Annotated in this window: 14 protein-coding genes; 8 read left to right on the forward strand and 6 right to left on the reverse strand. The window is 53.3% G+C overall.

Features of this window, described 5'->3' with window-relative positions; genetic code table 11:
- The first annotated feature begins 124 nt into the window (after nucleotides 1–124).
- The 6 genes from MWU62_RS00005 (at nucleotide 125) to MWU62_RS00030 (ending at nucleotide 5,539) form a co-directional block, all read left to right on the forward strand.
- On the forward strand, nucleotides 125–640 hold the full coding sequence (locus MWU62_RS00005; RefSeq protein WP_348645619.1) for a site-specific DNA-methyltransferase: 516 nt from the start codon (nucleotides 125–127) through the stop codon (nucleotides 638–640).
- Between the two features lie 505 nt (nucleotides 641–1,145).
- On the forward strand, nucleotides 1,146–1,964 hold the full coding sequence (phnC, locus tag MWU62_RS00010) for a phosphonate ABC transporter ATP-binding protein (protein WP_020833797.1): 819 nt from the start codon (nucleotides 1,146–1,148) through the stop codon (nucleotides 1,962–1,964).
- Nucleotides 1,961–2,824 carry a phosphate/phosphite/phosphonate ABC transporter substrate-binding protein gene (gene phnD, locus MWU62_RS00015; RefSeq protein ID WP_138435719.1) on the forward strand — a complete coding sequence of 288 codons (864 nt, stop codon included), beginning with the start codon at nucleotides 1,961–1,963 and terminating at the stop codon, nucleotides 2,822–2,824. The genes phnC and phnD overlap by 4 nt, the downstream gene beginning before the upstream one ends.
- A gap of 10 nt (nucleotides 2,825–2,834) precedes the next feature.
- Nucleotides 2,835–3,665, forward strand: coding sequence for a phosphonate ABC transporter, permease protein PhnE (gene phnE / locus MWU62_RS00020; RefSeq protein WP_011783501.1), 831 nt, complete (start codon nucleotides 2,835–2,837; stop codon nucleotides 3,663–3,665).
- Nucleotides 3,666–3,674: 9 nt separating this feature from the next.
- Nucleotides 3,675–4,685, forward strand: coding sequence for a phosphonate dehydrogenase (locus tag MWU62_RS00025; protein WP_026949874.1), 1,011 nt, complete (start codon nucleotides 3,675–3,677; stop codon nucleotides 4,683–4,685).
- The gene (locus MWU62_RS00030; RefSeq protein ID WP_230715892.1) at nucleotides 4,679–5,539 is read left to right on the forward strand and encodes a LysR family transcriptional regulator; all 861 of its coding nucleotides are present in this window, start codon (nucleotides 4,679–4,681) and stop codon (nucleotides 5,537–5,539) included. Before MWU62_RS00025 ends, MWU62_RS00030 begins: the two co-directional genes overlap by 7 nt.
- Here MWU62_RS00030 and MWU62_RS00035 read toward each other — a convergent pair.
- The 6 genes from MWU62_RS00035 to merT form a co-directional block, all read right to left on the reverse strand.
- Nucleotides 5,454–6,146 (reverse strand): reverse transcriptase domain-containing protein, encoded by a 693-nt coding sequence (locus MWU62_RS00035; RefSeq protein ID WP_247112858.1) that lies wholly within the window; start codon nucleotides 6,144–6,146, stop codon nucleotides 5,454–5,456. The genes MWU62_RS00030 and MWU62_RS00035 overlap by 86 nt on opposite strands.
- Nucleotides 6,147–6,861: 715 nt before the next feature.
- On the reverse strand, nucleotides 6,862–7,578 hold the full coding sequence (locus tag MWU62_RS00040; RefSeq protein ID WP_247112859.1) for a hypothetical protein: 717 nt from the start codon (nucleotides 7,576–7,578) through the stop codon (nucleotides 6,862–6,864).
- 285 nt (nucleotides 7,579–7,863) lie between these two features.
- A complete protein-coding gene (merA, locus tag MWU62_RS00045) occupies nucleotides 7,864–9,270 on the reverse strand; it encodes a mercury(II) reductase (RefSeq protein WP_348645612.1) in 1,407 nt (468 codons plus the stop codon).
- The gene (gene merF / locus MWU62_RS00050; RefSeq protein WP_014421551.1) at nucleotides 9,260–9,520 is read right to left on the reverse strand and encodes a mercury resistance system transport protein MerF; all 261 of its coding nucleotides are present in this window, start codon (nucleotides 9,518–9,520) and stop codon (nucleotides 9,260–9,262) included. Before merF ends, merA begins: the two co-directional genes overlap by 11 nt.
- On the reverse strand, nucleotides 9,517–9,819 hold the full coding sequence (gene merP / locus MWU62_RS00055) for a mercury resistance system periplasmic binding protein MerP (RefSeq protein WP_011783481.1): 303 nt from the start codon (nucleotides 9,817–9,819) through the stop codon (nucleotides 9,517–9,519). The genes merF and merP overlap by 4 nt, the downstream gene beginning before the upstream one ends.
- A 15-nt stretch (nucleotides 9,820–9,834) precedes the next feature.
- On the reverse strand, nucleotides 9,835–10,191 hold the full coding sequence (gene merT, locus MWU62_RS00060) for a mercuric ion transporter MerT (protein ID WP_011783480.1): 357 nt from the start codon (nucleotides 10,189–10,191) through the stop codon (nucleotides 9,835–9,837).
- A 73-nt stretch (nucleotides 10,192–10,264) separates the two neighbouring features.
- Here merT and merR point away from each other — a divergent pair, with 73 nt between their 5' ends.
- Nucleotides 10,265–10,699: an Hg(II)-responsive transcriptional regulator gene (gene merR / locus MWU62_RS00065; RefSeq protein WP_011783479.1), complete on the forward strand. Its 435-nt coding sequence runs from the start codon at nucleotides 10,265–10,267 to the stop codon at nucleotides 10,697–10,699.
- Between the two features lie 342 nt (nucleotides 10,700–11,041).
- Entirely contained in the window at nucleotides 11,042–11,638 is a 597-nt protein-coding gene (locus MWU62_RS00070) for an HNH endonuclease family protein (protein WP_247112860.1), read from the forward strand.

Here is an 11,638-nt window from a genome sequence, read left to right on the forward strand (position 1 = left end):
CTGGCAGCAGGACAAACAGGTCGAACAAGGAAAGTACCGATCGTTACGAACACTGCAGAGGTCTTAGCGTACGATTTTTTCCGTTTCGTGAGCTGCCCCCTATTACGCTGGCCAAGTAAAATGCATCTACATCGACCCGCCCTTCAACACAGGCCAAGCATTCGAGCATTACGATGACAATTTGGAGCATTCCATATGGCTAGGAATGATCTTCCCACGCTTAGTCCTCTTGCATCAGCTATTGGCGGAGGACGGCACAATCGTTGTGCACTTGGACGATGAAGAACTGGCTTACGCCATAGTTTTGATGGACGAAATTTTCGGAAGAAAAAATCGTGTAAGCCTTTGCACATTTAAGCAAAGCTCGGTGTCTGGGCCGAAGGCGATAAACCCAGGTGTCGTTAGCACATCTAGCTATCTTTTTTGCTATGCGAAAAACAAATCGCACTGGAAAAGCTATCGATCTTACAAGGCGCGTGAGCGGGACAGTCGGTATTCAAAATTCATACGTAACCGAGACCAAGATCAGCTCCTCACTGTATCGAATATTCATTTATTTGCCCCACCCTCTTGGACAAATCTGTTCGGCTTGCACATATCAAAGTTAACCCCAAATTTTGGACAGGTGCCTGAGTTCTGATTCACCAGCTCCACAAGGAGGAGAATCATGAGAAAGTGACGCAAACAACACAGCGCATCACTTAAGTGCAAGGCTGTCCTTGCCCACCCTTAAGGCCACACCTTGAATTGCTGCCCGTTTCCAGATCCACCCCACCATAGTCAGCACCTGGAAGCGCGACCTATTGGAGAGCGCGTCCGACCTCCTCGAAGGCAAGAGTATAGTCGGTAAGCAATTCGATGAACTCAGCACGGACGAACTGTACCGTGAGATTCGCCGACTGACGGTGGAACGCAATTTTTGTTGCTTAAGCTCCTGGGTGGCTCGTTCCACTTTGGCTGAGCTCCATGTATTTCACAGAGCCCTTCGGAAAATCCTTGCGAACCAAAAGCACTTCATCAACCTGTCACGTCAGTGACACGACGGTGTCATCTCTCAGCTTTACCGTTCAATTGTAACTCGCAATACGGCGAGCTTATTTATTGCAAAAGGTGATCCTGTGGCGCCAACTCAATCAACCAATGTGATGCTTCGAGTCGAGAGTATGGGCGTAACCTACCCGGGAAACGTCCTCGCGCTCAAACCCACCAACGTTCACTTTCACAAGGGCGAATTCACCGTGCTACTGGGACTTTCAGGCGCGGGTAAATCCACTCTGCTTCGTTCACTGAATCACCTGGTTAAGCCCACAACCGGGAAGGTTGTGTCTGGCGAGTTTGGTGAACTGACCAACCGTAGAATCCTGCGACAGCACCGCAGCCGCACCGCCATGGTGTTCCAGCATCACCAGCTGATCGAACGATACACCGCGTTACAGAATGTGCTGACAGGCAGACTTGCGTATCACGGTACTTGGCGAAGCCTGCTTCCCCTGCCCCGGCAGGACCTGGAGTTGGCTCTGCAATGCCTCGACCGCGTAGGTCTGGCTGACAAAGCGCTTTCCCGAGTAGATCAGTTGTCCGGCGGCCAGCAGCAGCGGGTTGGAATCGCCAGAGCATTGGTGCAGCAACCATCCATGATTCTTGCCGATGAGCCCGTTGCCAGCCTGGATCCGGCCACTTCTGAAAAGGTACTCGGCCTACTGCGCGATATTTGTCAGGAAGATGGAATCACCGCGGTTATTTCCTTGCACCAATTGGAATACGCCCAGCGTTTTGCAGACCGGATCATCGGCCTTTCGAACGCTCATATCGTTTTTGACGATGCTCCTGAAAACCTGAAATCGAAACACCTGGACGAGATTTACCACCGTTCACCCAGCGTGGTAGCTGCGGAAGGCAAACCAGCCATCCATAAACCTAAGACCACCCCGATAACGACAGACGTACTGGAGATAGCACAATGAAGACAATGATTCACTCTTTGCTGGCTCTGATAATGATGCTCGGCATCCATTGGTCAGCCCATGCCGCAGATACAGACCCTGATCTTTTGAAAGTTGCCTTGCTGCCGGATGAGAACGCGTCAGAACTGATCAAGCGAAACCAACCTTTGAAGGATTACCTGGAAACCACTCTTGGTAAGGAAGTAGAACTGATTGTTACCACCGATTACTCCTCCATGATCGAAGCCATGCGTTTTGGCCGAATTGACCTGGCTTACTTTGGTCCGTTGTCCTATGTGATGGCCAAGAGTAAGAGTGACATTGAACCCTTTGCCGCCATGGTGGTAGACGGGAAGCCGACTTATCGCTCCATCATTATTGCCAATGCGGACTCTGGCATTGGCTCCTTCGCGGATATCAAAGGCAAGAAAATGGCCTACGGTGACCGCGCATCCACTTCCAGCCACCTGATCCCCAAGACCGTACTCCTTGAGAAGGCAGAGCTCGAAGCCGGAAAGGACTATGAGGCTCATTTCGTCGGTAGCCATGACGCTGTTGCGGTTAACGTCGCCAATGGCAATGCCGACGCCGGAGGGTTGTCCGAAGTTATCTTCGAGCATGTGATGGACCGCGGTTTGATTGATCGGAGCAAGGTCAAAGTGCTGGGCTACAGCGGTGACTTTCCTCAATACCCCTGGGCCATGCGTTCGAACCTGGCCCCTGAGCTGAAGAGCAACATTCAGAAAGCCTTTCTGCAGATCGATGACCCGGAGATTCTCGACAACCTGAAGGCTGAGGGATTCGCGGCAATTACCGACGAAGATTACGATGTCATCCGCGCTATGGGTGGCCTGCTCAATCTTGATTTCGCAAAAATGTGAGGAGTGCCCCATGAACTATACAACGACGGAACCGGCGACTCTGTCGCCGGCCCCGTCGGCCTCCGTGCTGGATGAGCACGCGAAAGGCTGGCGGAAAAAACTCGGACAGTCGCTGTTAGTGCTGCTCATCATTTTTGTCGCAAGTTGGTACGTAGGGCTGCTCAATTTCAATACACTTGCCAATGGCGTGCCAGCCATAGGCACACTCATTGGCGAATCTCTTCCACCTGACTTCACCAATGTGGCCAGCTGGGTGTCGCCGTTAATCGACACGCTTGCGATGAGCATTGCCGGTACTGCCATTGCAGTAACCTTGTCTGTGCCACTGGCATTCCTGGCTGCGCGCAACACCTCTCCACATCCGGTGGTGTTCCAAGTAACTCGAACCCTTTTAAACGGTTTGCGTTCAGTCCCGGAACTGATCATGGGCATCATCTTCGTGGCTGCTGTTGGTTTTGGGGCGTTGCCTGGCGTACTGGCGCTCGGTCTTCACTCCATTGGCATGGTTGGAAAGTTTTTTGCCGAAGCGATTGAGCATGTAGATGAGGCGCCAGTGGAAGCGGCCGATGCTGCCGGCGCTACTCGCTTGCAGGTGCTCTATCACGCCGTGCTGCCACAAGTACTTCCTCAATTCGCGGACGTGTCCATTTATCGCTGGGAATACAATTTCCGTGCCTCGACCGTAATGGGCATGGTGGGTGCCGGTGGTATTGGCTTCGAATTGATGGGCTCGCTGAGAATCATGCAGTATCAGGAAGTCAGCGCCATTCTCATTGTCATCTTGTTGATGGTCACCGTCGTGGACAGTCTCAGTGGCCGCCTTCGTAAGAAATTCAAATAAGGAGCGTCGATGAAACCCAAGGTTGTGATAACCCATAAGGTCCATGACAGTGTTCTGGATGAACTTGCCCAAGATTGCGAGCTGGTCACCAACCAATCCGGCGCCACGTTGCCCCAGGAGGAAGTGGCTGCGCGCGTTGCAGACGCTGATGCGATGATGGCGTTCATGCCAGACCGAGTTGGAGTGGAGTTCCTACAGGGGTGTCCGCGCTTGAAGGTGATTGGTGCAGCCCTGAAAGGCTATGACAACTTTGATGTGGATGCCTGCACGCGTCATGGGGTTTGGCTGACATTTGTACCGGATTTGCTAACCGTGCCTACTGCAGAGCTAACGGTCGGGCTGACGATCAGTCTCACCCGACAAGTCAAGGCGGCGGACCACTTCGTTCGATCCGGTGAATTTACTGGCTGGACACCACGCTTCTATGGGCAGGGGATCGAAGGCTCACGGATTGGTATTGTGGGTATGGGGGCCATCGGCCAAGCGGTGGCGCAGCGCCTGAACGGATGGGGAGCGGATTTAATCTATTCCCAGCCGGAACGTTTACCCGTGCAGCATGAGCAGGCACTGGGTTTGTCCCATACTCCCCTCAAGATGCTGCTGGCCCAGTCAGATATTGTGATCCTGGCACTGGCGCTCAATGAGCAAACCCTCCACACCATTAATCGCGAAACGCTAACAGGAATGAAACCGGGCGCATTCCTTATCAATCCCTGCCGTGGATCTGTGGTGGATGAGGGTAGTGTTCTGCAAGCGCTTCAATCCGGTCAGTTGGGGGGGTACGCCGCTGATGTGTTTGAGATGGAAGATTGGGCGAGAGAAGATCGTCCGAGGGAGATCGCCCAGGGGCTCAGGGCCCACCCCAACACGCTGTTTACTGCTCACATCGGATCGGCAGTCAGCCAGGTGCGTCTGGCTATCGAGCAACGCGCTGCTCGGAACATTCTGCAAGTGCTTCGGGGTGAGCGGCCGGGTGATGCGATCAATGATCCCAGTGGCCGCGAGAGCGGCCCATGCTGAATCTTGTCTGGCTGAAGAGTTTCGTGGCGGTGCTGGACCACAACGGGTTTCAGGCCGCAGCCCGCCAGTTGGACATCGCACAACCCACACTGTCCCAGCACCTTCAAAAACTCGAAAACCAACATGGCGTTTTATTGGTCCACAGGGGGCGCTCTGGCTGTGAGCCAACCCGGGCTGCCTTAACCTTGTTGCCTTTTGCCCGAAGTCTGCTCCGGCTGGAGGAGCAGGCGAGATCTTCCATTATGGAGGCTCGACTTCGCGTTGGGGCGAGCTCCAATATTGGGATTTATATGCTCCAGCCCTACATCCGTCGTTACAAGGAGCTGGGCGTAGGGCCCGAGGTGGATGTGGTAATAGATTCCAATCCGACTATTGCACGGCATTTATCGGACGGTGAGCTGGACGTGGCGATTATGGAGTGGTGGCATGATCTACCCGGATTCCATGCTCAGGCGTGGCGTAACGAGCCCGTTGTTCTAATCGTTCCGCCTGGTCACCCGTTAGCCCGTCGAACCGATATCGACCGCGATACGCTGTCTAACATGGCTCTGATCGGCGGCGAACCCGGCACCGGCACTGGCCGGCTTTTGGCGACCTACTTCGGTGAGCATGGGCCATTTCCGACGGTATCTATGCAGCTGGGTAGCACCGAAGCCGTCAAGCAAGCGGTTAAGGTCGGACTTGGCGCATCGTTGGTGCTTGAAAGTTCTGTACGGGAGGAGGTCCAAAATGGAAGTCTGGTGGCTATTCCCGTGAGTGAGCCTGGCCTTAGCAAGGAGCTGATGGTGATTTATCCGAGCAGCCTGGACAAACACAGGCCAGTATACTCGTTTGTTGGGCATCTCTGTGAATAGCTATTGGGTCCACCTCACGCATATCTAGCTGGGAATGCAGATACTGAGCCTCACGCTCACTTCGACAACGCAGTATTCCGTCATCTGCATATCGGCAGAATGGGATATCCGGATGACGAACGGTCAGCCAACGATCCAATGCATAATGCAGAAACAGGTTTGCCAGAACTGGCGATAACGGGCCACCTTGTGGTGTGCCAACGTTCCGTCGTTCCTGCTTACCATCTTTCGTCTGCATCGGTGCCGTTAGGCAGCGCCTCACATACAGCAGCACCCAGGATTCAGAGCAATGGTGGTCAAGGGCCTTGAGCAATAGCTCATGATCAATATGATCAAACAAGCCACGGATGTCATACTCCAGCACCCAGTCCCTTTCCCAGCACCGCTTTCGCGTGATCGCAAGCGCATCATGCGGGGATTTCCCGCGCCGATACCCGTACGAGTCCACATGAAAGACAGGTTCCAGGATAGGTTCCAGCGTCATAGTAACCACAGTTTGCGCTATACGATCGCTAACCGTGGGTACCCCGAGCAATCTTTCTCCTCCACTTTTCTTCGGAATTGGAACTGCTTTGACGGACGGTGGGAAATAGCTGCCGGACGACATCCGATTCCAAATTAGATAGAGGTTCTTACTTAAGTCTCGATCAAAGTCCTGAATCGTCTGGCCATCTACACCGGCTGTACAAAACGAGGCGCTTGTATGCCAATACCCTTTGGATCTATCGTCCCGTGATCGTTACGCCTCTTACCGTCACCTCACTGGCTATCTCGTACAGGAGATCAGCCATGGTCATCAGACCCGCTGTCTACGTTCGAGCCTACTTCCGAATGGTCAACGGCACGCTTCAGCGTGTTTGCGCCCATTTCCGGAGTTGGCCAAACCGCTAAATGAGGATGATGCCGAGGACATCCCTCGGCATCGCTAGAATCTTTTCATTGATGTGAGGTGACGCATGTCCAAAAAATACCGAAGCGCTGTAACAGGCCGTTATGTAACCGAGACCTTTGCCAAGAAACACCCGCGGGAAACCGTCGGTGAAAAGAGTAAACCGTCTCGGAAGAAAAAATAACGAAGTCGGCACAAGGACGTGCCCTGGAACCCGCTTCAGGCTCTGGTGGTCTCCCAAGTACACTGCGCATAATCGGCGTTACGTTAAGGTCGCAAAGCGGACATTTGGGGCGGCCGGTCAATACGAATTAGATAATGTCCATTTGACACGAGCGAACGCTAGGCGCTGTATTGGGTGTGAAATGTCATGTATATCGGGATAAGTCCAGTTTTCACATCCGGTTGCCCAGTGCGTCAGGGTAAGTCCGCTTCAATTTATGCGACGGACCGAAACCACTTCGTCATCTACCATCATTTTTTCCTTTCTGGGGCATATAACGACATCTGGGCGAAACTCATGAAGATAACGGAAACCATCAGTAACCTCCCAAACTGACCTATCACTGAGTTGAAATATCTCATCACGATTGCCGAGGAATGGGGTCGGTTTTACGATCGTCATCTCTTTACAGTCCGGAGCTTGCACACCACCGTACCCCATATTGCCACTGGTGGCTCGGCATCTCTCTGTAAGACTTCGATATCTTGATACTGTCATTTTTTCGATATTAAACTCCCAATCCCCGCTCGCTAACAATCGGCATGCTTGGTTATCGGGGTCATGTGGACCATTTAGAACGACACATGCTTGTGTTGCCAATCGCGACTGGACGGGATTCGTTGACGTGGAATTACACGGGTGTCGAGAATTTCTTCGTCGCTCCGGCTCGACGTTTATGGCTTGGTCATTTGAAATCGAGCGCCCCGGCTGGTTCAGAGGGGGCGTTTGATCCGGGCCAATTTTCATGCCCTTTCCAGAGTCCCAAACTCTTACCTCTTCTCTGCCTTGTCCAAGAGTGGGGCAATTACCCTGCACGTAAGAAATAGAGCCGTCTGGAGCAGTGCATTTTGTAATGGCGGTGGCCTGACTATTAAAAACCAGGAACAAAGCCAAGGATAAGAAAAATTTAATCTGGAAGTTGAGCATGCCTCACCCCGAGTCCTTTCAATATGCTGATTCAATGAGTTTAGCCGAAGGTTACTATGCTGACGCGTTGCCCCAGCTTTGGTTGCACCGCTGATCAGAGCCTTCCAACCGTGCATATTGCGCTAGAGACGCGATGGCGTCAGCTATTCCAATGAATAGGTGGAGGAAGTGGAGCAACGCGACCACTCGCTTTTGTTTCGGGCCTTTGAGCAGGGGATGACAGTCAGGTCGCAAAGCGAACGTTCAAATTTTGGACAGTGCTCGCGTTGACCAGAGCCGGAGCGATTAACCGGCACAGCAGGACAACTGCTTTACATCCTTGGTGAACGTTTGCGCACAGAGTTTGAGTCCTTCAACCATGGTCAGATAAGGGAACAAGTCATCGCCGATTTCCTGAACGGTCAAACCTGCTCGTAACGCCATCACTGCCGTTTGGATAATTTCACCGCCTTCCGCTGCGACAACCTGCACCCCGAGCAAACGGCCTGTGCTGCGCTCTGCTACCATTTTAATAAATCCATGGGTGTCAAAGTTTACTAGCGCACGCGGCACGTTTTCCAAGTCGAGCAGCCTGGTGTCCACGCTATAACCCCGAGCAACTGCTTCGGCTTCAGTGAGGCCAACGGTGGCGACTTGAGGATCGGTGAACATGACCCCGGGCATGGCACTGAGGTCGAGTTTGGCCTCGCCTCCCGTCATGTTGACGGCGGCTCGGCTGCCTGCGGCAGCTGCGACATAGACAAACTGCGGTTGATTGGTGCAGTCACCAGCAGCGTATATTCCGGTGACCGTGGTTTGCAGATGCTCATCCACCTGAATTGCGCCGCGTGAAGTTTCCACGCCAATGCTCGCCAGGTTCAGGGCCTCGGTATTGGGCGTTCGACCGGTCGCCACCAGTAGTTGGCCGGCTCGCAAGGTGCCGGCAGGCGTCTCGACGATAAACTCGTTGTCGCTATAGTCCACGTTGCTGGGCGTGGTCTGGCGAAGCACCTCAATCCCTTCCCGTTTAAAAGCCGCCTCTATGGCCTCTCCGATCGTAGGATCTTCGCTGGACAACACACGGCTCCGGGCTAAAACGGTAACCTTGCTGCCGAGTCTGTCGAATGCCTGAGCCAATTCCAAGGAAACGAAACCGGCACCAATCACGATCAGCCGTTTGGGAACGGTATCCAGCGCCAAGGCACTGGTTGATGTCAGGTAAGGAGTGTCTGCCAGCCCCGTTATTGGCGGCTCTGCCGGTCTGGCTCCGGTTCCAATAAAGGCGCGATCAAAATGAACCGGTTTTTCACCACCCTCAGCCAGCGTGACTACCAGGCTATTGGTATCGACAAACCGGGCCTCACCGTTCAGGACTGTGATGTCCTTGTGTTCTCGAAGTATCTTTTCGTACTTGGTGTCACGCAGCTCCTCCACTCGTGCCTGCTGTTGCTGAAGCAGTTTTGCTCGGTCTACCTGAGGAGCCTCAGCACTGATGCCCGCGTCAAACGGGCTTTCTTTTCGCAGGTGCGCGATATGTGCTGCACGAATCATAATCTTCGAGGGCACGCAGCCAACATTTACGCAGGTGCCGCCGACAGTCCCACGTTCAATCAGGGTGACGCGGGCACCGCGCTCTGTTGCCTTCAGGGCAGCCGCCATGGCGGCACCACCACTGCCGATTACCGCAATATGCAGTTTGTTGTCATTTTTCACTCGGGAAACTCCTTGGAGCTTTGAAGTTGCTCTCGTAGCTGGCGTCATAGTGCTTTTTCCGCCAGAACGCATAAACCGTCAGGCCGATGAATACCGCCAGTGCCGGAAGAAGCACATAGTCGAGATAGCCCGTCAGGGCGGCCAGTCCCACGGTGGCCATCAAAATGACCAGAATCGGTGTGAAGCAGCATAGTGCAACCAGAATAGTCCCTACTATGCCGACCCTGAGCAGGTTCTTCGGATTCTTCATTGCCCCTCCGGAGTCGCCTCTGAGGCCGTGGGAGTGGAGGGGTAACCAGCGTCGCTCGTGGCCTCGGTGAGCGCCTCTATGGAAGTGAGCGCATCGTTAAAGGTGACGACGGCTTCTCGATCAGGGTAGCTCACGGAAACTTGCGACACCCCTTCCACCTTACTTAAGGCCAACTTGACGGTGATCGGACACGCGGCACAGGTCATGTCAGGCACCGAGAGAGTTACTGTTTGAGACGCAGCCCAGGAGGACATGCTGAGCAAAGTGAGGAACATGGCAAGTACAAACTGTTTACGCATGAGAAAAATCTCCGTTTAGTAGAATAGAGGCAAAATGTAAGGGAACACTAATGCGACCAGTACCAGAGCCGTAACTACCCAAAAGATCACCTTATAGGTCTTTCGGACTTGAGGGATCGCACACGTTTCACCGGGTGAGCATTGCTCTACAGGGCGATAGATTCGTCGCCAGGCAAAGAACATGGCGACGGTGGCCGCGCCAATGAACAGCGGTCGATAGGGCTCCAAAGCTGTCAGGTTGCCGATCCAGGCACCGGAAACGCCCAGAGTGATAAGCACCAATGGCCCGAGACAGCACGCCGAGGCGAGAAGTCCAGCCATGCCCCCGACAGCGAGAGAAGCACCTCCGGATTTAGATTTGAATTTCGACATGACGCTGACACCTGTTGCCCATGGACTCGATGCGATAAGGTTACTTCCGTAGTCAAGTACGGAGTCAAGCAGTATGTCGGTTAAAGCCAGTTCACTGACTATTGGCGGCTTGGCCAAGGCGGCCAATGTAAATGTCGAGACGATCCGCTATTACCAGCGGCGAGGTCTGTTGTCGGAACCCAAACGACCTCTAGGTGGTATTCGACGCTACGGTTCCGCCGATATTGATCGGCTGACATTTGTTAAAACGGCGCAGCAGCTGGGTTTCAGTCTCGACGAGGTCGGCGACCTTTTAAGGTTGGAAGATGGCACTCACTGTCAGGAAGCCAGTGCGCTCGCCGAGCACAAGCTGAAGGATGTGCGTGAAAAGATCGAAAGGCTGGTCAAAATTGAGAAGGCTCTGAGCGACATGGTCAGTCAATGCCACGCACGGCCGGACAGCATCGCGTGCCCGCTCATTGCATCTCTACATGAGGGAGACATTGGAACAAAAAGCCAAAGGGATTAGCTTCTGAACCAATCGACCTCTTGAGGCTCTACCCCGTCACTGCGGACACTACGAAAAGATAGGCAGATTTATCGAACCGAGGTGCGCGAACGTTCGCTTTTGTTTAATGGCGACTCTTTCATCCTCCTAAATCCAAGTCATCTCCGCTACGCATACTCTGATGTTGTGATGAGGCTTCGGTAGGGGGTCAACTCTGAACGAAATCGTTTGGGTTTTGTATGGCCCCTCGAGCTTGAATTTTTAGGTGTTAACCGGATACCCTCGCGGCCTTCAACAGCGAGCCTTAGTGGTTCTAATTCACTAGGCCTTCCCACAGTGTCCTTTATCCCAAGCCAGCGTTCGATGAAATACCTGATTCTATTAACATTTCTAGTAATCGTGCTTATTGAGGCGACAACGCCCGTTTTCGCCAGTACCGTAAAAATGTCAGCCAGTGGACTTTGTCATCCGCCTCAAAGCAGTTGGTACGACAGAACCCAGAATTACAAGCCTTTTAACGGCCTCCAGGCCTGCCTGAAAGCGGGTGGTCGGCTGCCTAAAGGGGTGGCCTTGGGTAGTCTCGAAGAGGGCGCTGAAGCTGCTTCTAGCCAATATCAACGATCTGCCTTTGGCCACGGCTGGGATGATGCCGATGGCGATTGTCGTGATAGCCGAGCCGAGGCTCTGATTAATACCTCGACCACTCGTGTCCGATTTGCTAGCGCAAAGGGTTGTCGAGTCGTGACTGGCCGCTGGATTAGTCCTTTCACCGGTGAGGTACTTCAGAATGCGTCAAATGTCGACATTGATCACGTTGTGCCACTAGCTTGGGCTTGGGAGCGCGGAGCAAAGAATTGGTCTAAGGAGAAGCGCGAACATTTTGCTAACGATCCGAAAAATCTACTGCCGGTTGAGGCGAGCCTTAACCGAAGCATTAGTGGAATAGAAAAAATATCCTAA

Origin of the sequence: Marinobacter sp. S6332 (assembly GCF_023016045.1) — a bacterium.
In the GTDB taxonomy this organism is placed as follows: Bacteria; Pseudomonadota; Gammaproteobacteria; order Pseudomonadales; family Oleiphilaceae; genus Marinobacter.